Genomic DNA, 24842 nt, shown 5'->3' on the forward strand with positions numbered 1-24842 from the left:
TCACTGAATGTTGTTACTCTATTTTGGTGATTTCCCCATGCATCTTTTTCATCAGCACAACCTTCCATAAAGCGCTCCCTTCAAATCCAGCAAATCTTTCTCCTATTATACAATATCCCCTGTCCTATAACAAGAAAAAGTGAGGTTCCTATGAAAGAGGTCCTGTTTCTTCTGCTGAACGAATTTGCCGAATGGGAGACGTCTCCCCTGGCGGCGGCGCTCAATCAGAGCGGACACTTTTGCGTAAAAACAGTGTCCACTTCCATGGCCCCTGTCCGGTCTATCGGCGGCTTTTCCGTCAATCCCAACTATGATATCGGCAAAGCGCTGAATGTGGACTTTGCCGGGCTGCTTCTGATCGGCGGCAATGCCTGGCGAACAGCGGAAGCCAGTCTGGTGCGCCCCCTGGTGGAGCGTGCCATGGAAAAGGCGCTGCTAGGCGCTATCTGTGACGCCAGCGTCTATCTGGGAGGTCTGGGGCTTTTGAATGAGATCGCCCACACCAGCAACCAGCTGGACGACCTATGCGCATATGCAGGAGATTTCTATACAGGGAAATCCCTTTACAGATGCCAGCAGGCAGTCCGCTGCGGAAACATCGTGACCGCCAATGGAACGGCAGGCCTGGAATTTGCAAAGGAGGTCCTGCTGGGTCTTGGCGCGATGTCAGAGCCGGAAGCGGAACAGTGGTACCGCTTTTACAAGCTGGGATATTATGAGGCCATAAGAGCGCAGGCGAAAAACGGCTGACTCCGCCTATTGGCTGTAACGCATGGGCGTATAGCGGATGCCGTCTGTCATCTGCTCTGGGGCGGTGGGCCGAAATCCCAGATGGCGATAGACCTCCACTGCATAGGGGGAGGAATTGACGCTTACCGTTCCCGGGCCGCGGTCAGCCAGGAAATGATGAAACAGCGCTCTGCCGATTCCCCGCTTATGTTGGGAGCTGTCCACAAAGAACAGAGAAATGTGGTTGTCCCGGACCGCCAGAACGCCTGTCAAAGTCTCCTCTTGAAATGCTCCATATCCTGTCAATCCTTCCCTGATTTCCGGGTCCATGATATAGGCATGGAAAGCCTCCGCGCCCTCCGGCGGATCGTCCGGCGCCTGAAACATCTGGAAGATCCGCCAGGCCAGGTCCATGGCGGGTCCTTTTTCGCCGGGTCCCAGTTTCCGGATCTCCATAAAATCTCCTTATGGAACGTCCGCCTGCGCTGGGGCCGCGTCCTCCGCCCCCAGCAACATTTGGATCCGCTCCAAGGCGTTGGCCGCTTTGACGCCGACGACCGGGACCCGCAGTCCCGCTTCCTCCAGTGCGGACAGGACAGCGGCCATAAAAACGCCCTGCCCCTCCAACTCCCGGTCCTCATCGGAGGTGGTGTTGACCCCGCAGCAGGGAGAGCGGTCCATGCCGACGATGCCCAGCACGGTAAAGCCGTTCCGGTGGTACTCCCGGATCTGGTTGACGACCTGTTGGACCAGAGTCTCCATTTTTGCAGCAGTCTCCGGCTGCCCCATGGCCCGCCGGATGCGGGTGTTCTCCACCACCACGGGACGCTGCGCTCCCAGTGGGTCTCCCCGGTCCAGCCCCAGGCAGCACAGTTCCGGACAGGGCATCTGTGCGATGCTGACCTGGGCGTCCAGCAGCGTCCGCACCACCTCCCGGTGGGCGGCTGGATAGTCGGCGGTACCATCTGAAATGGCGTTTTGATTCAAAAGGCAGTGGGCGAGAAAAATCACCCGTTTGCTCCGCTGGTCGTTAAACATCCGTTTGCTCCTTTCACCAATCATCCCTTAATTGACAAACAGGGACGGGAATTGCGGTGCCCGTCCCTGTTTGCTCTGCTTTTAGGCCTGCATCGCCTTGGCGGATTCCTCCAGCTTGGCGATCAGCTCCTGGTATTTCACGGCTTTCTCCCGCTCCACATTGACCACCGCCTCGGGGGCCTTGGAGACGAATTTCTCGTTGGAGAGCTTCTGCTCCACGATGCGCAGGCCGTTCTTGGCCTTCTCGATCTCCTTGTTGATGCGGTCCAGCTCGGCGGCGATGTCCACCAGCTCCGCCAGGGGCAGGAATGCCGTGGCGTTGTGGGTGACCACAGACACCTGCTTGGAAACATCAGCCGGAGCGGCGTCGGCGAACTTCACCTCGCTGGCGTAGGCCAGCCGCTGGATGAAGTGCAGACCCTGCTGATAGATCTCCGGGGTGGCCGTGACCAGCAGGACTTCCGCCTTCTTGGAGGGCGGCACGTTCATCTCCGCCCGGCGGGCACGGATGGCCTTGATGGTATCCATAACGGCCTCCATGGCTGCCTCTTCCTCCGGGAAGCGCAGCGCCTCCTGGTACTCCGGCCAGCGGGAGGTCATAAGGAAGCTGTCCGTGTGGGGCAGCGCCTGGAAGATCTCCTCGGTGATGAAGGGCATGAAGGGGTGCAGCAGCTTCAAAAGCTGGATCAGCACATAGCACAGGACATTTTGGGCGGTCAGCTTGGCCGCCTCATCCGCGCCGTTCAGGCGGGTCTTGGTCAGCTCGATATACCAGTCGCAGTAGGTGTCCCAGATGAAGTCATAGACCTTGGCGGAGGCCACGCCGATCTCATAGGCGTCCAGATTTTCCGTGACCTCCTTCACCAGGGTGTTCAGCTTGCTGAGCACCCACTTGTCCTCCGGGGCCAGCTGATCCACTGCGGGCAGCTCGCACTTGTCGATGGTCAAGTTCATCATGACGAAGCGGCTGGCGTTCCAGATCTTGTTGGCAAAGTTCCGCATGGCCTCGCACTTCTCGGTGTAGAACCGGGTGTCGTTTCCGGGGCTGTTGCCGGTGATCAGGTTGAAGCGCAGGGCGTCTGCGCCGTACTTCTCCGCCATCTCCAGGGGGTCGATGCCGTTGCCCAGGGACTTGGACATCTTGCGGCCCTTGTCGTCCCGGACCAGGCCGTGGATCAGGACCGTGCGGAAGGGGATCTTCTTCATCTGCTCACAGCCGGAGAAGATCATGCGGGCCACCCAGAAGAAAATGATGTCGTAGCCGGTGACCATGACGGACGTGGGATAGTAATAGTCCAGGTCGGCGGTCTTTTCCGGCCAGCCCAGGGTGCTGAAGGGCCACAGGGCGGAGGAGAACCAGGTGTCCAGCACGTCCGGATCCCGGGTCAGGCGGGTGCAGCCGCACTTCTCGCACTTTGTGGGGTCCTCCCGGCTGACATTGATGTGGCCGCACTCGTCACAGTACCACGCGGGGATCTGGTGGCCCCACCACAGCTGACGGGAGATGCACCAGTCATGGACGTTCTCCATCCAGTTGGTATAGGTCTTGGAAAAGCGCTCGGGGACGAACTTCACCTCGCCCTCCCGGACCACCCGCAGGGCCTCCTTGGCCAGGGGTTCCATCTTCACGAACCACTGGGCGGAGATCAGCGGCTCCACGTCGTTGTGGCAGCGGTAACAGGTGCCCACGTTGTGGCTATACGGCTCGGTCTTCACCAGATAGCCCTGCTCCTCCAGGTCCTTCACGATCTGCTTGCGGCACTCATAGCGGTCCATACCGTTGTAGGGGCCGCCGTTCTCATTGATCCTGCCGTCGTCGCCGATGCAGCGGATGACCTCCAGGTTGTGGCGCAGGCCCACCTCAAAGTCGTTGGGGTCGTGGGCGGGCGTCATCTTCACGGCGCCGGTGCCGAAGCCCAGCTCCACATAGTCGTCGGCCACGATGGGGATCTCCCGGTTCATGATGGGCAGGATGCAGGTCTTGCCCACCAGGTGCTTGAACCGCTTGTCCTCCGGGTTCACGGCCACGCCGGTGTCGCCCATCATGGTCTCGGGGCGGGTGGTTGCCACCACCAGGTCGCCGGAGCCGTCGGCCAGGGGATAGCGGATATGCCACAGGAAGCCGGGCTTGTCCGTGTACTCCACCTCCGCGTCGCTCAATGCGGTGATGCAGTGGGGGCACCAGTTGATGATGCGGCTGCCCTTGTAGATCAGGCCCTTGTCGTACAGCTCGCAGAAGGTCTCCCGGACAGCCTTGGAGCAGCCCTCGTCCATGGTGAAGCGGGAGCGGTCCCAATCGCAGGAGATGCCCATTTTCTTCTGCTGTTCCACGATGCGGCCGCCGTATTTTTCCTTCCACTCCCAGACGCGCTCCAGGAACTTCTCGCGGCCCAGGTCATAGCGGGTCTTGCCCTCCTTGACGCGCAGCTCCTCCTCCACCTTGATCTGGGTGGCGATACCGGCGTGGTCGATGCCGGGGACCCACAGGGCCTCGTAGCCCTGCATCCGCTTGAAACGGGTCAGGATGTCCTGGAGCGTGGAGTCCATGGCGTGGCCCATGTGGAGCTGTCCCGTGACATTGGGGGGCGGCATGACGATGGAGAAGGGCTTTTTCTCCGGATCGGGGGTGCTGGCAAAGCAGTGGTTGTCCTCCCACATTTTGTAAATGCGGGACTCCACCTGCTGGGGTTCATACACCTTTGGCAGTTCTTTGTTCATGTGTCGATTCTCCTATCTGTTGAACTTACGTTCTGATTTTTGATTTTGCAGCGCTTCCCTTCATACGCGCCGCCTGCCGCGGCCGGCCATATCATAGCTCATATCCAGCAATGGCATCAATTCCTCCATAGAGACCGAGCCGTCCAGCAGGACCGTGATCCAATGGCTCTTATTCATGTGATAGGCCGGCAAAAAACCATGGCCCTCCCGGAGGGAACCCGCCAGCTTTGGGTCACATTTGATATCCAAAATATCGATGCTGTCCTCGCCGGGTAAGCCCAGCTTGTCTCCGGGGACATCCATGAGGACCGCAAACCATTTGCGGTTGTTCTGTCTCCGAAAGACCGCATAGGTGGGATATTTCGCCCACAGATATTCCGGTTCCGCCGCAAACCGGCTCTCGATATACTGCAAAACGGCCTTCCGGTACGCCAGATCCATATCACACAGCCTCCTCATACATAAAAACGCCCTGAGCCTTTTGGCTCAGGGCGAACGATCTGTCCGTGGTACCACCTGGATTCGTGTCAAAACACGCACTCATGGGCGCTTGCACGCCCCTCCCCGGTAACGGAGGGATCACCGTTGCGGCTTACTGTGATTTCAGCCCAATGCTCCGGGACGACTTCTCCGGCCGCTTCACGGGAACTCTCACCATCCGTTCCCTCTCTTGGCTTTCGCTGACCGGGTACTGCTTCCCATCCTCGCAGTTTCCAATATACCCTGATATAGTCAATGAACTTGAAAAATCGCAAGTGATTTTTCAAGCAGGCTCCGCCCGCCGTGTGCGGAGCACACGATGATTGACTATGAAATCTAAAATAAAGGCCACGTACTGTGGCCTGTCGCAGCGGCCACGCTGCGACCCTTGAAAAGTGGTTTTGCCACTTTTCAAATTATTTGATTATAGTATAGTATACCCGGTTTGGATTGTCAAGCTCAGGATAATCGCAAAATCTCCTTTTTCAGCCGGGAAATGATGCGTTTTTCCAGCCGGGAGATATAACTCTGCGAGATCCCCAGCTGGTCCGCCACCTCCTTCTGGGTCCGCTCCTTTCCGCCGCCCAGGCCAAAGCGCATGGTGATGATCTGCTTCTCCCTGGGAGACAGGATGCTGATGGCCGCCGCCAGCAGGCTCCGGTCCACGTCCTCCTCGATGGGGCGCATCACCGTGTCCCCATCGGTGCCCAGCACATCGGAGAGCAGCAGCTCATTGCCGTCCCAGTCCGTGTTCAGCGGCTCGTCAAAGGAGACCTCGCCCTTCCGGTTTGCGTTTTTCCGCAGGTACATCAGGATCTCATTTTCAATGCACCGGGAGGCGTAGGTCGCCAGCTTGATGTTCTTGTCCGTGCGGTAGGTCCCCACCGCCTTGATAAGGCCGATGGTGCCGATGGAAATCAGGTCCTCGATGTTGATGCCTGTGTTCTCAAACCGCCGGGCGATGTACACCACCAGCCGCAGGTTATGTTCGATCAGCTCCTTCCGGGCGTCCTCGTCCTCCAGACGCTCCAACAGCTCCGCCTCCCGCTCCCGGGTCAGCGGCGGCGGCAGCGTGTCGCTCCCTCCGATGTAGTGGATGCCTGCCGCCTGCGTCAGCCCCAGCCGCTCCAGCAGCTGCCGCCATTTTGCCAATATGTTCATGATCTCCTCCCTTTCTGACTTCGCCGCCCCACAGGGCCGTGTATCCCGCGCCCAACGCCGTCGGCGAAAGGGCCGCGGACAGTCCGGGATATCGCGTCCCGGCGATCTCCGTCCAATCCGTATGCAGCGCCAGCAGGAGGCCGCCTGCCGTCCCCACCGCGTGATACGGCACCAGATAGGGCCGCAGCTCCGGTGCCTCCCGGCGCAGAGGCGCCAGCAGGTCCGCCGGAGCGCCCAGGGCCTCCGGCGTCAGCAGTTGCCGGGCGCTTGGCGGCAGGATGGCGTGCAGCGCGCCGGGGGCCGCCACCAGCACCGGATGTCCGCCAGCTGGGTCCCGCAGGGCGTTGCCGCTGTCCCACAGAGCCGTCAGCTCCACGGTCCTGCCGCCGATACAGACCCGCACCGGAAGCATCTCACCGTTCAGGCCGTGCTTCGCCGCCGCCCGGAACACCACCGTCAGCACGGCATAGGCCGCGGCGGAGGCGACCAGCAGGACTTTGGCGTCCACATCCGTGTAAAAGATGCCGTTCACCACAGGAACGGCGCTGCCTGCCAGCAATCCCAGGGCCAGCACACATCCCGCAAAGCCGCAGGAGACCGCAAAGAAAAGCAGGGTCAGGCGGAGCAGCTTTTCCTCTCCGCCGTAGGCCAGCAGCGCCAGCAGAACGCCTGCCGCCGCCTTGGTCGGTACCGCGGCCAGAAAGCCGCCCCAGGGCAGGAACACCGCCACGGCATAGGCCCCGCCCGCCAGGGCCGCCAGCAGATACCGTCCCCGCCGGAGGGGAACACCCGCCAGCCGGGCGGTGGACAGGAGCAGCAGATAGTCCATCGCCGCGTTCAGGACGAACACGCTGTCCACATATACCACCGTCATGGCATCCCCCCCTCCCGTTCAATGGAACTCATTATAGGGCAGGCTTCCCGTAAAACCAGTCGCAAAAACAGGGCCGCAGCAAAAAACGCAACGGCTGGTTGCGGAAATGGAAGGTGTGGGGTATAGTATGGAAAAAGGCGTTCTGTTACGATACATGCAGGAGGAGGCACGATGAAACTTTCTGAAAAGCTCTATCAGCTCCGCAGGCAGCAGGGCCTTTCTCAGGAGCAGGCCGCAGAACAGCTGGGCGTCTCCCGGCAGGCCATTTCCAAATGGGAGAGCGGACAGTCCACACCGGACCCGGACAAGCTGGCGGCGCTCAGCAGGTTCTACCATGTCACAACGGACTACCTGCTGCTGGAGGACGCTCCGGCGGAGCCGCCTGCTCAACAGCCAGCTCCGCCGCCCGAACAGCGGCGCTGCGCTGCCGTGGGCCTGCTGCTGTGTGCAGCCGGTGCCGTTGGACTTCTCTTTTGGGGCCTGGGCACAGTCCTTCTCCCCACAACGATGGACCACTTGAACACCTCGTCAGCGGTAACGCTCAACGGCTCCGGCATTCTGGTGCTGCTGTGTCTTGCGGCCCTGGCCTCCGGCGCCTGTCTGCTCCTCCGAAAAAACAAATAGGAGGTTCCATATGAAATCCCATTCCAAGCTCTCCCAGCTGTTTCTGGTGCTGGCTCTGCTGCTGTCTCATACCATGTGTGCGGTAGTGGCCGCGGGTTACACCAATATGTGCTGGGGCATTCGATACGCCTGTTACAGCGCGCCTGCCAGTACGGCATTCCTGCCGGTCATCCCCTATTCCATCGGCATTCTGGTCTGCCTGGGACTGGCCCTTGTTTTTCGCAGGCGATAAGCGGCGGCAAAAAAAGAGCGGACAGCGCTGCTGTCCGCTCTTTTTCTCTTTTCACACGTAGGGCACGATCATGGACGCCACCAGCGCCACGATCATGACCACCACCAGCACCAGGGCGATGATCCGCGTCGCCTTCCTGTTCATTTCGTCTCCTCCTTTGTCAGGATCTTCCGGATGCTCTTCTCCGCCTTGCTGCGGGGCACCATCAATTCATGCCCGCAGCCCAGGCATTTCAGCTTGATATCCATGCCCACCCGCAGGATCTCCCACTGGGTACTGCCGCAGGGATGGGCTTTTTTCAGTTCCACTTTGTCATGCAGATGCAGGTCCATACGCGCCTCCTGTCAATCCAGTCTCCACAATTGCATATAGTATTCTATCAAAAAGCCGCAGGCAGCGGCAGATAGGATGCGATCAACGATGCCGGAAAATATGTTGTTTCCCCCAGAGGGCCTGCGCCCTCCCACTGTCTACTCCCTCGCCGAGCTGAAAGAGGCTCAGGAAAACGGCACCATTTTGGAAAGCCCCGTCCAGCGGTGCGACACCAGTCACACCCTCCACATCCAGCTTGGCAGCGTGGAGGGGCGGATGCCCCGCCGGGAGGTCATCGCCCCCTGGATCAGCGGCGCTTCCCGGGATATTGCTGTTTTATCAAGAGTCGGCAAGCCGACCTGCTTTACCGTTACGGAGCTGTCCTCCGACGCGAAGGGCGCGCCGGTGGCTCTGCTCTCCCGCCGGGCGGCCCAGGAGGCCGCCATGTCCCATTTTCTGGAACACCTGGAGCCTGGGATGGTGCTCACCTGCCGTGTGACACGGCTGGAGTCCTTCGGTGCCTTCCTGGATATCGGCTGCGGCATCATCGCCATGCTGCCCATCGAACATATCTCCGTCTCCCGCATCGCCCATCCCAGGGACCGGTTTCAGGAGGGGCAGAAAATCTTGGCCGCTGTCTGGTCCATAGACCGGGAAAACCGCCGGGTCACCATGACCCACCGGGAGCTGCTGGGCACCTGGATGGAAAACGCCAGCCGCTTCTGCCCCGGCGAGACGGTCCGAGGCACCGTTCGGAGCGTTAAGGAATACGGCAGCTTTATTGAGCTGGCCCCCAACCTGTCCGGTCTGGCGGATGCCCGGGAGGGACTGTCCCCCGGAGACGGGGTCTCCGTCTACATCAAGAGCATCCGGCCGGAACGGATGAAGATCAAATTGCAGGTCATTGAAAAGCTGCCGCCCGCCGAAGGACCGGAACCGCTGCGGTATCAGGTCACAGACGGCAAGCTGGACCACTGGTTCTACTCCCCGCCCAACTACGAAAAGGCGGCGGTGGAAACGGTTTTTACAGCTCCCTCCCCTTGATCTTCTCCCAATAGGCCCGGGCGGCCTGCTCCGTTTTGTTGTCGCCCCACTGATAATAGTGAACACTTTTCAGCGCGTCCGGCAGGTATTGCTGCTCCACCCAATGTCCGGTAAAATTATGGGGATAGAGATATCCCTGCTCCCGCTCCATGCCGGTGGAATCCGCATGGACGTTCTGTAGTTCTCTGGGAACATCTCCGGTCCTGCCCGCGCGGACATCGGCCCACGCGGCGGCGATACCGGCGGAGACGCTGTTGGACTTGGGGGCCGTAGCCAGCAGGACTGCCGCCTGAGCCAGGGGCAATTGTGCCTCCGGCAGGCCAAGCTGCATGGCCGCGTCCACACACGCCTTCACAATGGAGACCGCCTGGGGATATGCCATGCCGATATCCTCACTGGCAGAGCACAGCAGCCGCCGACAGGGTGTGATCAGATCCCCCGCCTCCAGAAACCGGGCCAGATAGTGCAGTGCCGCGTCGGGGTCGCTTCCCCGCAGAGACTTCATCAGCGCCGAGGCGATGTCATACATGGCATCGCCTCCCTTGTCATACCGCATGGCGCTGCGCTGGGAGACCTGTGAGGCGTCCTCCCTCGTCAGGTACAGCTCTCCCTTTTTGGGCACGGCCGCCTGACACAGCAGCTCCACGGCATTGATGGCCTTCCGCACGTCGCCGCCGCAGGCGGTGGCGATCTGCATGGGCACGCCCTCCTCCCAATCCAGCGGCAGCTCACTGCGCTCTTTTTCGATCCGCAGCGCCCGCAGGACGGCGGGCTCCGCCTCCTTGGCGGTCACCGCCTTGAATTCAAACACCGTGCTGCGGGACAGCAGGGCGCTGTATACGTAGAAATAGGGATTCTCCGTGGTGGAGGCGATCAGCGTCAGCTTGCCGTTCTCCATGAATTCCAGCAGGCTCTGCTGCTGTTTCTTATTGAAATACTGGATCTCATCCAGATACAGCAGAACACCGCCGGGAGCCAGCAGGGTCCCCACATCGGCGATGATGTCCTTGATGTCCTGCAAGGACGCCGTGGTGGCGTTGAGGCGGTACAGGGTCTTGTTGGTCTTCTCCGCGATGATATTGGCAATGGTGGTCTTGCCGGTGCCGGATGGACCGTAAAACACCATGTTGGCGTCGGTGCCGCGCTCGATCAGGCGGCGGAGCACCGCGCCGGGAGCCAGCAGATGCCGCTGTCCCACCACTTCCTCCAATGTTTTAGGGCGGATCTCATCCGCCAGTGGACGCTGCATGGCGCTCCCTCCTTCCATGTCTAAATTTGTATTATAGCATATCCGCTCGGGGATTACCACGATTTTTTCCCTGGTCTTTTGGCGAACTTTGTGGTATCCTGTCAGCAAGAGGTGATGACCATGAAATCCAAAGCCGCCGTCAAGCGGATCATTGAAACGTTAAAGGGCATCTATCCAGACGCCCTCTGCTCCCTGCAATATGAAAAGGACTACGAGCTGCTGTTCGCCGTCCGGCTCTCCGCCCAGTGCACCGACGCCCGGGTGAACATGGTGACTCCGGCGCTGTACGCCCGGTTCCCCACCCTGGAGAGCTTTGCCCAGGCCGACCCCAAGGAGGTGGGCGAATACATCCACTCCTGCGGCTTTTACAACGGCAAGGCCCGGGATATCGTGTCCTGCGCCCAGATCCTGTTGGAAAGGCACGGCGGCAAGGTCCCCGGCACCATGGAGGAGCTGACCGCGCTTCCCGGTGTGGGCCGCAAGACCGCCAACCTGATCCTGGGCGATATCTTCGGTCAGGAGGGCTATGTCTGCGACACCCACTGCATCCGCATCACCGGGCGGCTGGGCATCACCGACGGCTCCAAGGACCCCCTTCAGGTGGAAAAGCAGCTGCGGCAGTCCATCCCCCCCGCGGAGTCCAACAACTTCTGCCACCGAATGGTGCTGTTTGGCCGGGATACCTGCACCGCGCGCAGCCCCAAATGCGAGGGCTGCCCCCTGCTCCGGGACTGTGACGCCGGGAAAGCCCTCTCCAAATGATCGGATCCATATTTTTGTGCCTGCGCTTCCGCGCAGGCACTTTTTTGTCTCCGCCCTCATATACTGACTTGGAACACAAAAAACCTTTCAGCTATAAGGAGGCGCACTATGGATGAAAAAACATCCCGGCTGGTGGAACAGCTGAAAAGCAACCCGGCCATGCTCCAGTCTTTGATGCAGTCCCAGGATGGGCAGGCATTGCTGCAAATGCTGACCCAGGGAGACCGGGGCGCCGGACTCCAGCGGGCGGTCCAGTCCGCCGCGCGGGGCAACCCGGCGGAGATGGTGAAGTTAATGAATCAGGTCATGCAAAGCCCCAGCGGCGCGGAACTGGTCAACCGCATCAACAAAGCCATCCAGAAACCATGACGCGAAAGGCGGTTGGACAACATGGCGGAATTCGATGAAAAACTGAACAGTCTGCTGTCCAACCCGGACGCCATGGCACAGATCATGCAGATGGCCCAATCCCTCTCCGGCAGCGGACAGCAGGAGCAGCCCTCCCAGCCCCCGCCCCAGCAGCAGCCCTTTTCCTGGCCCGGGCAGGGAGCGCCGCAGGCCCAGCAGGCAGCTCCACCGGCGGGAGGAGACCTGCTCTCCTCCCTTACCGGCGGCATGGACCCCAAGCTGATGATGAAGCTCCTGCCCCTGATCCAGGAACTGGGCGGGCAGCAGGACTCCCACGCCCGGCAGCTGCTCTATGCCCTGCGGCCCTATCTGAAGCCGGAACGGCAGGAGAAGATCGAGCGGGCCCTTCAGCTGGCAAAGCTGTTCCATCTGGGGAAAAAATTCCTGGCGGGATGGGAGGGCTGATGGATGTATAACCGCTATATCCGCAACGACAACGGCTCCTACACCCGCGTTCCCCAGGAGGAAACGCCCTCTTCCGAAAAGCGGCAGGAGCAGCCTTCCCGCCAAACGCCGCCTCCGCCGCCGGGGCCGGAGGCAAAGCCCGTGGAACCGCATCCCAGCTACTCGATCCCCGCCGGACTCGGCGGCATCACCGATGGGCTCACCGGATTTCTGCGGCATATCCTGGACCAGCTCCATCTGGACCATGTGGATACCGGAGACCTGCTGCTTCTGGTCCTGCTGTTCTTCCTGTTCCGGGAGGATGCGGACGAAGAGCTGCTGGTCGCTCTGGGGCTGCTGCTGATTTTGTGACACACGAACAGGGCATCCGCGCCGGTCCGCCGGGCTTTCAGGATGTATCATCAAATCACTTGAAAAGTGATCAATTCACTTTTCAAGTGTCACAGCGCACATGCGCTGTGACAGGCCGCGGTCCGCGGCCTTGATTTGCATTTCATCGTCAATCGCTGTGCGCTTTACGCACAGCGGGCATAGCCCGCTTGAAAAATTGCTTGCGATTTTTCAAGCGAATGGACGATACCAAATCCCCTCCATTTGAATAAGATGAGATATATCAAATAGGAGGGAACAAAGATGGAATCCACTGCCAATCAATCCGTGACCATGAAAGCGTGTATCCTGCGGGTCTGCCCCTGTGACCTGCTGGTCTGCGACCTCTGCACATCCCAGGAGGTGCTCGTCCATACGCCCCAGGCCTGCTGCTTCCGGGTGGGACAGAAGGTCTGCATCGAGTACAGCGGCGCCATGACCATGAGCATTCCGCCGCAGATCAGCGCAGACAGCATCTGCCCCATGAACTGCTGCTGAATAAGATTTGGGAATAAGACCACTCTCCGGATATCCTCCTCATTTGCGGGCAGACTATCCGCGAGGTGATCGATATGGCGAAAAAAGGCATGGCCCGGCCAGACTGGACCCACACACAGCCGCGGAACGACGTTCCGCCGGTCCCGGAGCTTCAGGGCAAGGCCAAGCACAGCAAAGCCCACGCCAGGCCCATCATCAGCGGCACAAGCGGGCCGGAGCTGAAGGTCTTTCATGAATTGAAGGGCGACGGGTCCGTGGGAGACGCGAACCCCTGACCTCAAATGCGGCCGCCCAGGCGGCCGCGTTTTTCATAATCCGCCCCCCGCTGGACACCCTATGAAGGAAGGAGTGATGCACCATGGCACATTTGAGCACGTATTTCTCCCTGGCGTCTGTCAGCGGCAAACATGACATCAGCCGCCTGAAGCAGGGATTGGACACCCTGTCCGGCGTCACCTCCGTCAGCGTCAGCGACACAGGACTTCTGGCGGTGGACTATGACTCCTCCGGCGTCTGTCAGGCGCAGATCCGGCAGAAGGTCCAGGAGCTGGGCTTTCCCCTGCAAATGGAGGATTAGCGGCAAAACAGCGCACCGGCGGCCAGCCGGTGCGCTGCTTTTCTATCTCGCTTCCTCCCGCGGACCGGGCAGGAATTCCTCCCCCGCCGCCGTCATGGCAAGGCTCCCGGCAGACAGTTCCCGCAGCCGGGCGGCGAAAGTCTCCGCCCCGCCCGAGGGAAACGCCGTCCGCAGGGTGATGTCTGCGCCGTAATCCGCGCCCCGGACCACGCCGCCGCAGGCGGCGGCCTCCAGCTTCACCCGCTCCAACAGCGGATAGGTGCAGGGCACGTCCCACAGCGTCCACAGGCTCATGCGGGCGACGCCCACCGCGTCCAGCACGTCTTTGGCGCCCTTGGTATAGGCCCGCGTCAGGCCCCCCGCGCCCAGAAGAACGCCGCCGAAATACCGGGTCACCACACAGCAGACATTGCTCACGCCCTCCCGCTGGAACACGTTCAGCATGGGCTGTCCCGCGGTGCCCTGGGGCTCGCCGTCGTCGGAATAGCGGACCACGTTCCCCTCTTGCAGCAGGTAGCACCAGCAGTTGTGGCGGGCGTCATAGTATTTCTTTTTCATCTCCTCGATGCGGGCGCGGGCCTCCGCCTCGCTCTCCACCCGCCAGAGGTGGCTGATGAAGCGGGAGCGCTTCTCCACGAACTCGCTCTCGCCGTCCTCAAAGGGCACCAGATACTCGCTCACGCCAATTCTCCTTTGTCTGCATGTAGAAATAGGTCTGCCGGACCTCGCCCAGCAGCTCCACCGCCGTGGGCCGGGCAAACTGGTAGCGGAAGCCGCATTTTCCGATGACTCTGGAGGAGCGGCGGTTTGCAGCATAGTGGCCGCACCAGATGCGTTTCAGTCCAAGCTCTGTAAAGCCGTATGCCAGCACAGCGTTCACCGCCTCCGGCATCAGGCCCCGGCCCCAATACGCCGTGCCCAGAGCATAGCCGATCTCGTCATCCGGGCAGTCCGGGCACTCCCCCGCCGGGTGATTCCCCACAAAGCCCACGGAACCGATCACTTTTCCGCTTTCCTTCAGCTCCATGGCGAACACGCCGGGAGCGGAGAATACGGTCCGGATGATCTCCCGGCTCTCCGCCTCGCTTTTGTGGGGCTGCCAGCCCGCCATAGGCCCCACACGGGGGTCCCTCGCATATGTATAGACGTCCGCCGCGTCGCTGTCCCGGAAGGGGCGCAGGCGCAGGCGCGAAGCCTCCAGAACAGTGGTCATCGCAGGACCTCCCTCCGGTCCGTGCGGCCCGCCAGGTAGTCCATGGAAACGCCGAAATGGTCTGCAAGGGCGCAAAAGTTTTCCAAATTAGGCAAATGCGTCCCATATTCAAAATACTGATAATGCCGTTCACTGATTCCGATTGCCTCGGCAACAGCCTTTTGCGTTTCATTCCGTTCCACACGGAGCGCACGAAGTCTTTCTTTAATTTCCATATTTCCTCTTGACACGAAAGTTATTGGGTGTTACTATAAATCCATGGATACACGAAATATATTGGGTGTTTTGTAGGGAGGATAAAATATGACCGATTTTATGAAATGGTTCTATCCACATTATATCAAGCCATACCTGGACACCGTCCCCAAGGGCGATTACGAATTCTGGCTCTCCCTGATGGACAATGGCCTGGACCCCAACTGCCAGGAGGAGTTTGAGAAAACGTTGGAATTCACCGCCGTTCACGCCTTCCTCCTGGGAATGCATACCGGCCAAGGGCTTACCCCGCTTATTCCACGATAAACGCCCCCACCTGGCCCATGGTCCTGGGACCGCAGACGGCGGTCACCTCGATGGTCTCGCCGTACTCCACATGCTCCACCCGGGCCTCCCGGTACAGCATGTCCAGCAATCCGCCCTTGTCATAGGGGATGTGCAGGACCACCCGCCGGGTGCCCTTGTCCAGCCGCCTGTCGATCATCTCCAGCAGCTTGTCCACGCCCTCGCCGGTGCGGGCGGAGATGGCGCAGATCTCCTCGCCGTGGGGCATGATCTCCCCCACCGGCAGACAGTCGGACTTGTTGAACACGTCGATGCGGGGCAGCTCGCCCGCCCTCAGCTCCTGGATCAGATTCTCCACCACGGCGGCCTGGATCTGCCACTCCGGGTTGGACACGTCGATGACATGGAGCAGCAGGTCCGCGTATTCCAGCTCCTCCAGGGTGGCCTTGAAGGCCTCCACCAGCTGGTGGGGCAGCTTGCGGATAAAGCCCACGGTGTCGCTGACCACCACGTCCAGGGTGTCGCTGACTGTCAGCAGGCGGCTGGTGGTGTCCAGGGTGTCGAACAGGCGGTTGTTGGCGGGGATGCCCGCGCCGGTGAGCTTGTTCAGCAGGGTGGATTTGCCCGCGTTGGTATAGCCCACGATGGCCACCACCGGGATCTCGTTTTTCCGCCGCTGCTGGCGCTGGGTGCTCCGCACCCGGCGCACGTCCTCCAGATCGTCCCGCAGCTTGTCGATCTTCTTGTGGATCAGGCGGCGGTCCGTCTCCAGCTGGGTCTCGCCGGGGCCTTTGGAGCCGATGGGTCCGCTGCCGCTGGTGCCGCCCTGGCGTTCCAGATGGGTCCACATGCCTGTCAGCCGGGGCAGCAGATATTTGTACTGGGCCAGCTCCACCTGGAGCCGGCCTTCCTTGGTCTTGGCCCGCTGGGCAAAGATATCCAGGATCAGGCCGCAGCGGTCCAGCACCTGGATGCCCAGCAGCTGTGTCAGCACCCGCTGCTGGGAGGGCGACAGGTCATTGTCAAAGATGACCATGGTGGCCCCCACATTTTCGCAGTAGAGCTGCACCTCCGCCACCTTGCCCTCGCCGATGAAGGTGCGGGGGTCCGGGGCGGCGCGGTTCTGCAAAACGATGCCCACGGTCTCGCCGCCGGCGGTCTCCACCAGGGCGGACAGCTCCTCCATGGTGTCCTCGTCGGCATTCTCCTCTTTTTTCAGCACCGGGGAATTCAAGCCCACCAGTACCACTTTGTCACGAATCTCTTCCGTCTCTCGCATGTATGAAATGGTTCTCCTTACTTTGTGTAGGCCTCCACGACCTGTCCGGTGTAGATGCGGTGCCAGCCGCCGCCTTTCTCTCCGTAGAACGGCGGGATCTGCTTTTGGTCCAGCACGCAGGCGGGGTCCATGTCCTGGACGTAGGCCTTTTTGCACACCAGGACCCACTCCGCCTCGTCAAAGAAGGGCGCGCCGCCCGCTCCATAGCAGAGGGTCAAGCCGCACGCCTTCACCTTGTCGATGTCCCTGCCGCTCCGGGTGCCGCAGACCTGCATGGTCTTTTTCTCACCGGCGGGCAGAACGGACACCGTGAAATAGTCGTGGGATTCCATAAATTGATAGGTATAGCGCTCCGGCCGCACATAGACCGTGCAGACGGGCAGATTCCACAGCCGCCCCAGCTGGCACCAGCCGATGGTCATGGTGTTGCAGCCGCTCTGGTCTCCGGCGGTCACAAGGGCGTTCTGGGTGCCGAACACCCGGAACACCTCCGGCGTCAGCGTCTTGATATCCACGGGATGCAGTCTCATGACACAACACTCCTCTCAAACGCATCATATATCATGTAGTATATGCGCATTCCTTCCAAAAGTAAACAAAAAAAGGGCCTGCCGTATGGCAGACCCTTTTGTGTGACTGTGTCGGACTTATTTGTCCAGGCCGAACTTCTTGTTGAACTTGGCAACGCGTCCGCCGGTATCCACCAGCTTCTGCTTACCCGTGAAGAAGGGGTGACACTTAGAGCAGACTTCCACCTTGATATCCTTCTTGGTAGAACCTGTCTCAATCACATTACCGCAGGCGCAAGTAATCGTAGTCTGCTGATAATTGGGATGGATTCCTTCCTTCATTGCTCTCGTTCACCTCTTTCTGATCCTGACTACCTCATCAGAAGCTTTCACCTCACAAAGGCGATAATTAGTATAACACGGCATTTCTTCAAATGCAAGCATTTTTCTGACTTATTTTTGAGTTTTTTCCCCCTATTTTTCCAGCGCACGCCGCAGGTCCGCGAAATACCGGGCCTGCTGCTTTCGGAGAAATCCCTTCATCAGGAGCTTCATCCACTTCTTTTTCGGAGACAGCGCCTCGGTGAAGGTGAGCTTTGTCCCCTCCGGCACTGTCTGGAATTCTCCGGTCCAGGCGCCCTCCATGTTGGCGTTTTCCATGCGGAAGGCCCATTTTTCAGGCTCCCGGCAGCAGGTGACGGCAAAGCGGGTGGGAAAACCGCCCTTTCCGTACTCCACGAAGGTATCCGGCCCGGTCTGCTCCAGACCCTCCAGATCACTGCGCCACTGCCAGTTGTCCAGGTCCGTCACCACGGCCCAGACCGTTTCCCGGGACTGCGGTACCACCATCTCCATGGTGCTGACGATCTGCTCTGTCATTGTTCTGCTCCTCTCATATTTCCACCGTCTCACCGGCGTTCAGAAAATACAGCGCCCGCCGGACCACCGGCTTTTCCAGCACCTGCTCCAGCGCCCGGCTGTATGCCTCCAGCTGGGGGCGGTACTCCTCCGCCCGCTGGGCGGCCTCCTCCGCCGTGCGCACATGGTCGGTCTTGAAGTCCACCACCGTCAGGCCTCCGGCCGTCTCAAAGCAGCAGTCCACCACGCCCTGGAGCAGGATCTGCTCTCCGCCGGCGGCCTGGGGATCGTACGCCCGGGCGTCCATCAGCAGCGTGAAGGGATACTCCCGCCGGACATTTTGCCCCTGCCGGATGTCCTCTGCCAGGGGCGAGTCCAAAAAGCGCTCCAATCCCCGGATGTCCACTGCGGCGGCCTGCTCCGCCGTCAGCAGGTCCCCGGCGCGCAGCGCCTCCACCTGCCCTGCCGCGTCACGGTCGCTGAAATTCAAATATTGCAGGACCAGGTGTGTGGCCGTGCCCCGTTCAGCCGGGGTCAGTCCATGGCGCTCCTGCCGGAATCTCGGCTGGGACAGCGGGCGGAGATAGGGGGTGTGGGCGGCGTGTTCCGCGATCTCCTCATCCAACACACGGCCCTTCAGCTGGGTGGCCGTCACCTTGGCAGGCAGTCCCGTCTCCCGGCTGTATGGATAGACGAACTCCAGCAGCGCGGGGTCAAAGCCCTGGTCTTCCTCTGCCTCTGCCGCCTTGTCATGCGGCCGGGAAGGCCGTTCCCGGTAGTCCTCACTGTCATGTAAAAACACTTGCCATGGACTGTTATCACCTATATACAATCTCTCTGTCTCCACATCCGCATAGGCTTTCAGCGGCGCTGCCTCCGGGCGGCACAGCAGCGGCAGCAGCAGCCAATTCCCAAAGGTTTTTCCCGCCGCCACTGTCTCCGGCAGCACCGGGCAGTCCGCCACGGCGGCCAGCTTTTGCAGCCGCCCCGCCGCATGGTACATGGAGTCCACCAGGATCAGCTTTTCCTTGGGCCTTGTCATGGCGACGTACAGAATGCGCTGCTCCTCCGCCAGGTTCTCCCGCCGCAGCTTCTCCTCAATGGCCAGCCTTGCCAGGGTGGGATATTTGATCTTCCGCTTCAGGTCGATGCACCGGGGACCCAGGCCCATGGCCGGGTGGACCAGCACCGGCGTGTCGAAATCCTGCCGGGAAAAGGCGTGATCCAGATCCGCCAGGATGACGATGGGAAACTCCAGGCCCTTGGATTTATGGATGCTCATGAGCCGCACGCCGTTTACCGCCGCCGCGGCCTTGGTGACAGGGGCCTGTCCGGAGTCCAGCAGCCGCCGCAGCTGGGTCACGAAGGCGAACAGTCCCCGGTAGCCGCCGCTCTCGAATTTTTCCGCGTGGCGGCTGAAGGCGATGAGATTCTCCCGCCGCTCCGCTCCGTGGTCCATGGCCCCGAAGATGCCCAGGATATTCAGCGTGTTGTAGATATGCCACACCAGGCGGTGGACGCTCATGTCCCGCGCCGCCAGACGGAGGCCCGCCAGCGTCCGCAGGAAGGCGGCACAGTCCTCTCCGCTGTCCGCCGCCACTGCGTCGTAAAAATCGCCGGCGGGGTGCCCGCCCCGGATCTCCGCCAGGCGGTCCGGTATCAATCCAAATATGGGAGACCGCAGGACCGAGATCAGCGGCACATCCTGCCGGGGATTGTCCACCAGTTCCAGGAGGGACAGCATCACGGAGACCTCCATGGTATGGAAGAAGTCGCCGCTCTCCTCAAAGGAGCAGGGGATATCCCGCTCCGACAGGGCCTCGGCAAAGGCGGCAGTCCGACTGCCGGGGGAGCGCATCAGGATCACGATGTCCTCCGGGCGGCAGGGGCGCAGGCCGCCGTCCCCGTCGGTGACAGGGTATCCCTCGTCCAGGAGCCGGCGGATGCGCTGTGCCACGAACCGGGCCTCCGCCGTCAGCTTTTTGACCGGGTGCTCATTCTCCGCCGACTTCTGCCGGGCGGTGATGAGGTGGAACTCCGTGCCGCAGTCATGGCGCTCCGGGTAGTATTCCGCGCCGAAGTGGAGGGCCTCGTCCTCTCCGTATTCCATCTCCCCCATCTCCACGGAGAGGATATTTTCAAACACAAAATTGGCCGCGTCCAGAATCTCCTGCCGGGACCGGAAATTCTTGGACAGCAGAATCTTCCGCTCCTCGCCGTCAGCGGCCTCCTCATAGGACTTGAAGCGGTTGTATTTCCCCAGGAAAATCGTGGGGTCCGCCAGGCGGAAGCGGTAGATGCTCTGCTTCACGTCGCCTACGGTAAAGATATTCCGGCCATGCTTGGACACCGCCCGGAAAATGGCGTTCTGGACCTCGTTGGTATCCTGATATTCATCCACCAGGACCTCCCTGTACCGGGACGCCACCTGCTCCCCCAGCTCTGTGGGCGATCCGTCCTCCCGGACCAGCAGCAGGAGGGCCAGGTGCTCCTGGTCAGAAAAATCCATTCCGTTCAGCCGCAGCTTCTCCGCCCGGTATGCCTTTCCAAAGTCCGCTGTCAGGTCCAGCAGGGCCTCCATGGCGGGCGCCATCAGCCGCAGGTCCTCCATGGCCTCCTCACCGCTGACGTCCAGCAGGCTGTCCAGCTTTTTCATCTCATCCTTGCAGCTGTCCCAGACCCGTTTCAGCGACGCCACAACAGGCTCATCCTTTCGGCCCTTGGGGGTGTTCAGCCGTGGGAACTCGATTTGTCCCGCCGCCTGCCTGGCCTCCTCCCAGCCGCCGCTCTCCTGCAAACGCTGGAAGCCCTGCGCCGCGGCTAAAAATTTTTCCCCATAGCCCGCGGACAGCGCCGCATCCCCCCCGGTCCGCTCCGCCGCCTGCCGGAGGAGCGAAGCCCAGTGGCCCGCCTTCCGGCGCACCATAGCCAGCAGTTCCCGGGCGTAGGGTGTTTCATCAAAGCTGCCGTCCAAACCGCTCCAGGCGGTCCTGTTCTCCGCCAGCCAGCGGTCCGGGTAGGCGTGGCTCTGCAATTTGTCATACAGCTCCAGGACCAGCTCCGCCAGAGCCTGGTCGTCCCGCCCCGCTCCCAGCGTGTCCGCCAGCTGCGCCCGGCCCTGGTCCAGCGCGTCGTAAAAGTCCTCCAGCACCCGGCCCAGCACCCGCTGGCGGATCAATTTCGCATCGCCATCGTCTAAAACCCGAAAATCCGGCGTCAGGGCATGGCGGTCGCCCTCTTGGGCCAGCAGATGGGTGTTCTCCCGCAGCAGCGCCGTGCAGAAGGCGTCCACCGTTTTGATATCCGCCTGATACACCCGCAGGAGCTGGCGCTTGAGGTGCTGGTCATTGGGCGTTTCACCCAGCCGCTTGGAAAGCTCCGCCGCGATCTTGCTCCGCAGCTCCGCCGCCGCGGCCTTGGTGTAGGTGATAATGAGGAAATCGTCCACATGGCAGTGCTCCTCCATCACATACCGGAAGAGGCGCTCCACCAGGACCTTGGTCTTGCCGGAGCCGGCGGCGGCAGACACCAGCAGACTGCCGCCCCGGTTTTCCACCACAGCCTGCTGCTGGGGCGTGAGCGTCAATTTTGCCATGTCAGTCCCCTCCCTCCTCGATCATTTTCCAAAATTCCTCGGTCTTTACCGGCAGGATATAGCGCAGATGGTCGCCGTCCCGGCCGTCCTGGAAGTGGCAGGCGTCGGCCCAGTCACAGAACTGGCAGAAGCTGTCATCCTCGCTGCGGCAGCAGGGGTCCGCGTCGATGTTGCCCTGGCGCAGCTCCTGGGCGATCTGATGCAGCAGCTTTTCCACATACTGCCCCAGCTTTCCCAGCTGCGCCGCCGAGGCAATACTGCCGGACAGGCTGCCGTCCCGCCCCACCCGCAGAGGCAGGTAATGGGGCGATTGCAGCGCCTCATGCTCCATGGCCTGAAGGACCTCCGGCTCCGCCAGCAGCAATCCGGAGCGCTTCAGCTGCTTTTCCCGCTCGCTCAACAGCTTTTCCGCGGGGATATTCCGCTCCGCGGACAGGATCTCGTCCCGGGCCGGCAGGTACAGCACCCCCGCCGGTTCAATCTCCTTCCCAAAGTGGGCCTTTCCCTCTTTTTGCAGAGTAAAGAGATACAGCAGCATCTGGATATCCAGGCCCATCCGCACCGACGCCAGGTCAAATTTCTTCTTTCCGGACTTGTAGTCCACCACCCGCAGGTACAATTTGCCGTCCTTGACCCAGCCGTCCACCCGGTCCACCTTGCCGCCGACGCGCAGCTCTGCGTCCGGCTCGGAGATCACCACCGACGGCAGCGTGCCATGGCCGCCAAAGGAGAGCTCAAACGCCAGCGGAATAAAATCCGAGTGCCGCATCTCCTCCGCCACCTGGTCGATGACGGCATAGGCGGTGTTCCGCAGGCGGGCGAAGAGATAGCGGAACCGGGCGTTTTTCTCCTGAAAATTGTGCAGTTCCCGGGCCACATACTGGTCGGTATACCGCCGCACTAGGGCGTGAAGGGCCTCCTCGTCCACCTGGGCGAAGCCGCCCTGGGCCAGCACATCCCGGGTGACGTTTTCCAGCAGAAAGTGCAGAAACGTTCCGATCTGGGGCGCGTCGAAGGCCGCCGCCTCCCGGGGCTGTGCCCGAAGGCCATATTCCATGAAGTAGGCGAAGTGGCAGGAGCGCAGCCGCTCCAGCCGGGACGCGGACATGGTGACGCGGTCGCCATACAGCGCCCGCACCGCTGCCCGGGACAGGGAGCCGCGTTTCAGATCAGCCGCCCGCCCCATGGCGGAGAGGCGCTCCTGAAACACGGGAGCTGACTGGAAATAGCGCCACAGTTTTCCATGGGGGGCCTGGCCCGCAGTCTCCAGAGCCGGCGTTACAGCTGTTAAGCGGTAATCCTTGTTATTTCCCTCTTTTTCGACTTTCAGCGCCGGAAACAGTGCCTGCAGGCGGTCCACCACAAAGGCGGGCCGCAGTTCGGCACCGGATACATCCGTCACCGGATAGCTGATTGTCAGCCCCACTGTCGGCTGGGCCAGGGCGGCATAGAGATTCTGCAGCTCGATGCCCATCCGCTCCATGCCGGTGGGGGCCAGCTCAACGCCCCGCTGGGCCAACTCGTCCCGGTCGTCGTCGTTCAGGATGCCGCCGCTCTGGCCGGGGTCCGGCAGCACATGGTCGTTGGTCCCCAGCAGGAACAGGTATTTCGCCGTATGGCGGTCATTCCGGGTGATCTCGCTGACGCTGACCTGGTCCAGGGACACGGGAATGGTGCCCACGCTGTACTGCGTCAGCACCTGGCGGAACAGCCTTGTGAATTCGTCCAGCCCCATGGGCTCTCCGCCCAGGATCTCCACGAACTGGTCCAGAACGCCGCAGAGGATGTCCCACAGCTGGGCGGTCTCCTCCGCGTCCTGGAGCCGTCCCCCCTCCGCCTGGGCGCGCATCTGCGTTTCCAGTGCGCTTTGGAGGTCCAGCTCCTCCATAAAGCTGTAAAGGGCATCCACTTTTCCACCCGCGGTCTCGCTGGTTTTCAGTCCCTCCGTCAGTCGAAGCAGCGGCCCGCGCACCCGCTTCCGCAATTCATTGACCTGGGCCAGACGGGCCTGTCGCTCCTCATTCCAGGGCGCGCCGTAGCCGCTGGGATTCTCCGTCCAGTCCAAGTCCCGCAGCCACATCTGGCCGTGGATCTCCCATCGGATGACATAGTTTTCCAGCAGGTCTACTTCCTCCGCGGTCAGTCCGGCAAGGCCCGTTTTCAGCCAGCGGAACATATCGTCGTACTCATACCCGTTGCCGATGGCGGACAGCACGCCGGTCAGCAGGCTCAAGGCCGGCTTTTCCAGAATATCGCTGCGGCGGCTGAGATACGCCGGGATGCCGTACCGCTCAAAAACCGTCTCGATAACGCCCTCGTAGTCCCCCATATTCCGGGCCGCTACGGTGATGTCCCGGTAGCGGCACGCTCCCACCGCTGCCAGCCGCCGGATCTCCGCCGCCGTCTGTTCCACCTCTGAAAAGACGGTGTCCGCCTCCCGGACGCGGACCGCTCCGCTCTCCCCCGCAAAGGGCACGGTCCCTCCGAAGAAATACCGCTCCACATGGCCCAGCGCCGTTTCGTCCTCCGCCTTCAGCTCCTGGATCTCCATCCGGCATCCGTTTTCCGCCGCCAGACGGCCCAGCTGTCCCAAGGTTTTCAGGCTTGCCTCAAAGATCTCCTCCCGGCTGTCCAGCTCCCCCAGCAGCGTCACGGTAACGGACCGGGCCTGCCGCAGGAGAATGCCCAGCGCCCGCCGTTCCTGGGCGTTGAAGTATGTAAAGCCATCGATGAAGATATCCTTGCCCCTGGCGTAGCCGGATGCCTCCAAATTGTCGCACAGCTTGGTCATCCGGTCCCGGGCGTCCCATCCGGGCCGCTTGAGCCTGGCCTCATAGGCGCCGTACAGCAGGCTGAGGTCGCAGAGCTTATCGTGTGTCGCACCGGAGATATCCTGGGCCTTGGCGTAGAGCGTCTCCGGCGTCACGTCATAACAGCGCAGCTCGTCGAACAGGTCCAAGAGCTGCTGCAAAAAGGAGGACTTTTGGGAGGGGCGGCGGTATACCGTCAGCTCCGGCGCCATTTCCAACAGCGCTTTTTGCAGCGTCAGCAGCTTGCCGCCCGCGTCCAGCGTCACCTGGGCGATGCCGCCGGTAATACTCAGCACCCGGCTGCTCAGCTGCCGGAAGCTGAGCACCTCCGCATGACGGCTGGCCGTTGGCCCGCAGGCCGCGCAGAGGTCTACCTCCGCCTGGTGGGAGGCGTGCTCCGGCACCAGCAGGATCTGCTCCCCTGTGTCTCCCAATTCCGCGATGCGGCGCAGGACCGCATTGGATTTTCCCGTCTTGGCCCGGCCGATCAAAATCGTCAGCATGGCGGTGCCTCCTTGCTCTTGTGCTTTTCCCGCTTATCATACCATATTCCGCGCCGCCGCGCACCCTCTTTTTCGCCCTTGCGCCGTCCCTTTT

At 61.4% G+C, this 24842-nt stretch carries 28 protein-coding genes, 1 pseudogene and 1 other annotated feature; of the genes and pseudogenes, 12 read left to right on the forward strand and 17 right to left on the reverse strand.

Annotated elements, in window-relative coordinates:
• Positions 1-150: 150 nt before the first annotated feature.
• Positions 151-750 (forward strand): DJ-1/PfpI family protein, encoded by a 600-nt coding sequence (locus Q0Z71_RS01765; RefSeq protein WP_298017355.1) that lies wholly within the window; start codon positions 151-153, stop codon positions 748-750.
• Positions 751-756: 6 nt separating this feature from the next.
• Here Q0Z71_RS01765 and Q0Z71_RS01770 read toward each other — a convergent pair whose 3' ends face one another.
• From Q0Z71_RS01770 to Q0Z71_RS01795, 6 genes and pseudogenes are all read right to left on the reverse strand, one after another.
• Entirely contained in the window at positions 757-1185 is a 429-nt protein-coding gene (locus Q0Z71_RS01770; RefSeq protein ID WP_298017358.1) for a GNAT family N-acetyltransferase, read from the reverse strand.
• A gap of 9 nt (positions 1186-1194) precedes the next feature.
• Positions 1195-1767, reverse strand: coding sequence for a CD3072 family TudS-related putative desulfidase (locus Q0Z71_RS01775; RefSeq protein ID WP_298017361.1), 573 nt, complete (start codon positions 1765-1767; stop codon positions 1195-1197).
• Between the two features lie 81 nt (positions 1768-1848).
• On the reverse strand, positions 1849-4485 hold the full coding sequence (locus tag Q0Z71_RS01780) for a valine--tRNA ligase (RefSeq protein ID WP_298017364.1): 2637 nt from the start codon (positions 4483-4485) through the stop codon (positions 1849-1851).
• 60 nt (positions 4486-4545) lie between these two features.
• Positions 4546-4926, reverse strand: a complete 381-nt coding sequence (locus tag Q0Z71_RS01785) for an MmcQ/YjbR family DNA-binding protein (RefSeq protein ID WP_298017367.1) — start codon at positions 4924-4926, stop codon at positions 4546-4548.
• 43 nt (positions 4927-4969) lie between these two features.
• Positions 4970-5199, reverse strand: a binding site (T-box leader).
• Positions 5200-5424: 225 nt separating this feature from the next.
• Complete coding sequence (gene sigE / locus Q0Z71_RS01790; protein WP_298017370.1) at positions 5425-6126, reverse strand: RNA polymerase sporulation sigma factor SigE; 702 nt, start codon at positions 6124-6126, stop codon at positions 5425-5427.
• Positions 6127-6238: 112 nt separating this feature from the next.
• A pseudogene (locus tag Q0Z71_RS01795) lies at positions 6239-7000 on the reverse strand (sigma-E processing peptidase SpoIIGA); the annotation flags it as partial.
• A 171-nt stretch (positions 7001-7171) separates the two neighbouring features.
• On the opposite strand from Q0Z71_RS01795, the gene Q0Z71_RS01800 reads away from it, so the two are divergent.
• Together Q0Z71_RS01800 and Q0Z71_RS01805 are read left to right on the forward strand one after the other, a co-directional pair.
• Positions 7172-7624 (forward strand): helix-turn-helix domain-containing protein, encoded by a 453-nt coding sequence (locus Q0Z71_RS01800; RefSeq protein ID WP_298017374.1) that lies wholly within the window; start codon positions 7172-7174, stop codon positions 7622-7624.
• A gap of 10 nt (positions 7625-7634) precedes the next feature.
• Positions 7635-7856: a hypothetical protein gene (locus Q0Z71_RS01805; RefSeq protein ID WP_298017378.1), complete on the forward strand. Its 222-nt coding sequence runs from the start codon at positions 7635-7637 to the stop codon at positions 7854-7856.
• A gap of 140 nt (positions 7857-7996) precedes the next feature.
• Here Q0Z71_RS01805 and Q0Z71_RS01810 read toward each other — a convergent pair whose 3' ends face one another.
• Positions 7997-8188 carry a DUF951 domain-containing protein gene (locus tag Q0Z71_RS01810; protein WP_298017381.1) on the reverse strand — a complete coding sequence of 64 codons (192 nt, stop codon included), beginning with the start codon at positions 8186-8188 and terminating at the stop codon, positions 7997-7999.
• Positions 8189-8276: 88 nt separating this feature from the next.
• Here Q0Z71_RS01810 and Q0Z71_RS01815 point away from each other — a divergent pair, with 88 nt between their 5' ends.
• Entirely contained in the window at positions 8277-9212 is a 936-nt protein-coding gene (locus Q0Z71_RS01815) for a S1 RNA-binding domain-containing protein (RefSeq protein WP_298017384.1), read from the forward strand.
• On the opposite strand, the gene Q0Z71_RS01820 is transcribed toward Q0Z71_RS01815, so the two are convergent.
• A complete protein-coding gene (locus tag Q0Z71_RS01820) occupies positions 9193-10461 on the reverse strand; it encodes a replication-associated recombination protein A (protein WP_298017387.1) in 1269 nt (422 codons plus the stop codon). The two genes, Q0Z71_RS01815 and Q0Z71_RS01820, sit on opposite strands and share 20 nt — an antisense overlap.
• Positions 10462-10581: 120 nt before the next feature.
• On the opposite strand from Q0Z71_RS01820, the gene nth reads away from it, so the two are divergent.
• The 7 genes from nth to Q0Z71_RS01855 all read left to right on the forward strand — a co-directional run bounded on the left by nth (position 10582) and on the right by Q0Z71_RS01855 (position 13480).
• A complete protein-coding gene (gene nth, locus Q0Z71_RS01825; RefSeq protein ID WP_298017390.1) occupies positions 10582-11223 on the forward strand; it encodes an endonuclease III in 642 nt (213 codons plus the stop codon).
• Between the two features lie 108 nt (positions 11224-11331).
• Complete coding sequence (locus Q0Z71_RS01830; RefSeq protein ID WP_298017395.1) at positions 11332-11592, forward strand: hypothetical protein; 261 nt, start codon at positions 11332-11334, stop codon at positions 11590-11592.
• Between the two features lie 21 nt (positions 11593-11613).
• Complete coding sequence (locus tag Q0Z71_RS01835) at positions 11614-12036, forward strand: hypothetical protein (RefSeq protein ID WP_298017398.1); 423 nt, start codon at positions 11614-11616, stop codon at positions 12034-12036.
• Positions 12037-12039: 3 nt separating this feature from the next.
• The gene (locus tag Q0Z71_RS01840; RefSeq protein WP_298017402.1) at positions 12040-12387 is read left to right on the forward strand and encodes a hypothetical protein; all 348 of its coding nucleotides are present in this window, start codon (positions 12040-12042) and stop codon (positions 12385-12387) included.
• A 282-nt stretch (positions 12388-12669) separates the two neighbouring features.
• On the forward strand, positions 12670-12903 hold the full coding sequence (locus tag Q0Z71_RS01845; RefSeq protein ID WP_298017405.1) for a hypothetical protein: 234 nt from the start codon (positions 12670-12672) through the stop codon (positions 12901-12903).
• A gap of 74 nt (positions 12904-12977) precedes the next feature.
• On the forward strand, positions 12978-13178 hold the full coding sequence (locus tag Q0Z71_RS01850) for a hypothetical protein (protein WP_298017409.1): 201 nt from the start codon (positions 12978-12980) through the stop codon (positions 13176-13178).
• Between the two features lie 83 nt (positions 13179-13261).
• Entirely contained in the window at positions 13262-13480 is a 219-nt protein-coding gene (locus tag Q0Z71_RS01855; RefSeq protein ID WP_298017412.1) for a heavy-metal-associated domain-containing protein, read from the forward strand.
• A 42-nt stretch (positions 13481-13522) separates the two neighbouring features.
• Here the strand turns inward: Q0Z71_RS01855 and Q0Z71_RS01860 are convergent, their stop codons facing one another.
• The 3 genes from Q0Z71_RS01860 to Q0Z71_RS01870 are packed head-to-tail and all read right to left on the reverse strand — an operon-like array spanning position 13523 to position 14908.
• Positions 13523-14161 carry a YigZ family protein gene (locus Q0Z71_RS01860; RefSeq protein WP_298017415.1) on the reverse strand — a complete coding sequence of 213 codons (639 nt, stop codon included), beginning with the start codon at positions 14159-14161 and terminating at the stop codon, positions 13523-13525.
• Positions 14136-14693: a GNAT family N-acetyltransferase gene (locus Q0Z71_RS01865; RefSeq protein ID WP_298017418.1), complete on the reverse strand. Its 558-nt coding sequence runs from the start codon at positions 14691-14693 to the stop codon at positions 14136-14138. The genes Q0Z71_RS01860 and Q0Z71_RS01865 overlap by 26 nt, the downstream gene beginning before the upstream one ends.
• On the reverse strand, positions 14690-14908 hold the full coding sequence (locus tag Q0Z71_RS01870) for a helix-turn-helix domain-containing protein (RefSeq protein ID WP_298017421.1): 219 nt from the start codon (positions 14906-14908) through the stop codon (positions 14690-14692). Before Q0Z71_RS01870 ends, Q0Z71_RS01865 begins: the two co-directional genes overlap by 4 nt.
• Before the next feature lie 88 nt (positions 14909-14996).
• Between Q0Z71_RS01870 and Q0Z71_RS01875 the strand changes: the two genes are divergently transcribed.
• Positions 14997-15215, forward strand: coding sequence for a hypothetical protein (locus Q0Z71_RS01875; protein WP_298017424.1), 219 nt, complete (start codon positions 14997-14999; stop codon positions 15213-15215).
• On the opposite strand, the gene hflX is transcribed toward Q0Z71_RS01875, so the two are convergent.
• The 6 genes from hflX to Q0Z71_RS01905 all read right to left on the reverse strand — a co-directional run bounded on the left by hflX (position 15202) and on the right by Q0Z71_RS01905 (position 24748).
• Positions 15202-16473 carry a GTPase HflX gene (hflX, locus tag Q0Z71_RS01880; protein WP_298017429.1) on the reverse strand — a complete coding sequence of 424 codons (1272 nt, stop codon included), beginning with the start codon at positions 16471-16473 and terminating at the stop codon, positions 15202-15204. The two genes, Q0Z71_RS01875 and hflX, sit on opposite strands and share 14 nt — an antisense overlap.
• Positions 16474-16490: 17 nt before the next feature.
• Positions 16491-17003 carry a flavin reductase family protein gene (locus Q0Z71_RS01885; protein WP_298017432.1) on the reverse strand — a complete coding sequence of 171 codons (513 nt, stop codon included), beginning with the start codon at positions 17001-17003 and terminating at the stop codon, positions 16491-16493.
• A 117-nt stretch (positions 17004-17120) separates the two neighbouring features.
• On the reverse strand, positions 17121-17324 hold the full coding sequence (gene rpmE / locus Q0Z71_RS01890) for a 50S ribosomal protein L31 (protein WP_021748737.1): 204 nt from the start codon (positions 17322-17324) through the stop codon (positions 17121-17123).
• Between the two features lie 132 nt (positions 17325-17456).
• The gene (locus Q0Z71_RS01895; RefSeq protein ID WP_298017437.1) at positions 17457-17861 is read right to left on the reverse strand and encodes an SRPBCC family protein; all 405 of its coding nucleotides are present in this window, start codon (positions 17859-17861) and stop codon (positions 17457-17459) included.
• A 13-nt stretch (positions 17862-17874) separates the two neighbouring features.
• The gene (addA, locus tag Q0Z71_RS01900; RefSeq protein ID WP_298017440.1) at positions 17875-21435 is read right to left on the reverse strand and encodes a helicase-exonuclease AddAB subunit AddA; all 3561 of its coding nucleotides are present in this window, start codon (positions 21433-21435) and stop codon (positions 17875-17877) included.
• 1 nt (position 21436) lies between these two features.
• A complete protein-coding gene (locus tag Q0Z71_RS01905; RefSeq protein ID WP_298017443.1) occupies positions 21437-24748 on the reverse strand; it encodes a PD-(D/E)XK nuclease family protein in 3312 nt (1103 codons plus the stop codon).
• Positions 24749-24842: the final 94 nt, after the last annotated feature.

The organism is uncultured Dysosmobacter sp. (assembly GCF_947631635.1).
Classification (GTDB): domain Bacteria; phylum Bacillota; class Clostridia; order Oscillospirales; family Oscillospiraceae; genus Oscillibacter.

Coding starts and splice junctions, on each gene's coding strand:
- Q0Z71_RS01765 (WP_298017355.1), top strand. CDS start 151: ATGAAAGAGGTCCTGTTTCTTCTGCTGAACGAATTTGCCGAATGGGAG.
- Q0Z71_RS01770 (WP_298017358.1), bottom strand. CDS start 1,185: ATGGAGATCCGGAAACTGGGACCCGGCGAAAAAGGACCCGCCATGGAC.
- Q0Z71_RS01775 (WP_298017361.1), bottom strand. CDS start 1,767: ATGTTTAACGACCAGCGGAGCAAACGGGTGATTTTTCTCGCCCACTGC.
- Q0Z71_RS01780 (WP_298017364.1), bottom strand. CDS start 4,485: ATGAACAAAGAACTGCCAAAGGTGTATGAACCCCAGCAGGTGGAGTCC.
- Q0Z71_RS01785 (WP_298017367.1), bottom strand. CDS start 4,926: ATGGATCTGGCGTACCGGAAGGCCGTTTTGCAGTATATCGAGAGCCGG.
- sigE (WP_298017370.1), bottom strand. CDS start 6,126: ATGAACATATTGGCAAAATGGCGGCAGCTGCTGGAGCGGCTGGGGCTG.
- Q0Z71_RS01800 (WP_298017374.1), top strand. CDS start 7,172: ATGAAACTTTCTGAAAAGCTCTATCAGCTCCGCAGGCAGCAGGGCCTT.
- Q0Z71_RS01805 (WP_298017378.1), top strand. CDS start 7,635: ATGAAATCCCATTCCAAGCTCTCCCAGCTGTTTCTGGTGCTGGCTCTG.
- Q0Z71_RS01810 (WP_298017381.1), bottom strand. CDS start 8,188: ATGGACCTGCATCTGCATGACAAAGTGGAACTGAAAAAAGCCCATCCC.
- Q0Z71_RS01815 (WP_298017384.1), top strand. CDS start 8,277: ATGCCGGAAAATATGTTGTTTCCCCCAGAGGGCCTGCGCCCTCCCACT.
- Q0Z71_RS01820 (WP_298017387.1), bottom strand. CDS start 10,461: ATGCAGCGTCCACTGGCGGATGAGATCCGCCCTAAAACATTGGAGGAA.
- nth (WP_298017390.1), top strand. CDS start 10,582: ATGAAATCCAAAGCCGCCGTCAAGCGGATCATTGAAACGTTAAAGGGC.
- Q0Z71_RS01830 (WP_298017395.1), top strand. CDS start 11,332: ATGGATGAAAAAACATCCCGGCTGGTGGAACAGCTGAAAAGCAACCCG.
- Q0Z71_RS01835 (WP_298017398.1), top strand. CDS start 11,614: ATGGCGGAATTCGATGAAAAACTGAACAGTCTGCTGTCCAACCCGGAC.
- Q0Z71_RS01840 (WP_298017402.1), top strand. CDS start 12,040: ATGTATAACCGCTATATCCGCAACGACAACGGCTCCTACACCCGCGTT.
- Q0Z71_RS01845 (WP_298017405.1), top strand. CDS start 12,670: ATGGAATCCACTGCCAATCAATCCGTGACCATGAAAGCGTGTATCCTG.
- Q0Z71_RS01850 (WP_298017409.1), top strand. CDS start 12,978: ATGGCGAAAAAAGGCATGGCCCGGCCAGACTGGACCCACACACAGCCG.
- Q0Z71_RS01855 (WP_298017412.1), top strand. CDS start 13,262: ATGGCACATTTGAGCACGTATTTCTCCCTGGCGTCTGTCAGCGGCAAA.
- Q0Z71_RS01865 (WP_298017418.1), bottom strand. CDS start 14,693: ATGACCACTGTTCTGGAGGCTTCGCGCCTGCGCCTGCGCCCCTTCCGG.
- Q0Z71_RS01870 (WP_298017421.1), bottom strand. CDS start 14,908: ATGGAAATTAAAGAAAGACTTCGTGCGCTCCGTGTGGAACGGAATGAA.
- Q0Z71_RS01875 (WP_298017424.1), top strand. CDS start 14,997: ATGACCGATTTTATGAAATGGTTCTATCCACATTATATCAAGCCATAC.
- hflX (WP_298017429.1), bottom strand. CDS start 16,473: ATGCGAGAGACGGAAGAGATTCGTGACAAAGTGGTACTGGTGGGCTTG.
- Q0Z71_RS01885 (WP_298017432.1), bottom strand. CDS start 17,003: ATGAGACTGCATCCCGTGGATATCAAGACGCTGACGCCGGAGGTGTTC.
- rpmE (WP_021748737.1), bottom strand. CDS start 17,324: ATGAAGGAAGGAATCCATCCCAATTATCAGCAGACTACGATTACTTGC.
- Q0Z71_RS01895 (WP_298017437.1), bottom strand. CDS start 17,861: ATGACAGAGCAGATCGTCAGCACCATGGAGATGGTGGTACCGCAGTCC.
- addA (WP_298017440.1), bottom strand. CDS start 21,435: ATGGCAAAATTGACGCTCACGCCCCAGCAGCAGGCTGTGGTGGAAAAC.
- Q0Z71_RS01905 (WP_298017443.1), bottom strand. CDS start 24,748: ATGCTGACGATTTTGATCGGCCGGGCCAAGACGGGAAAATCCAATGCG.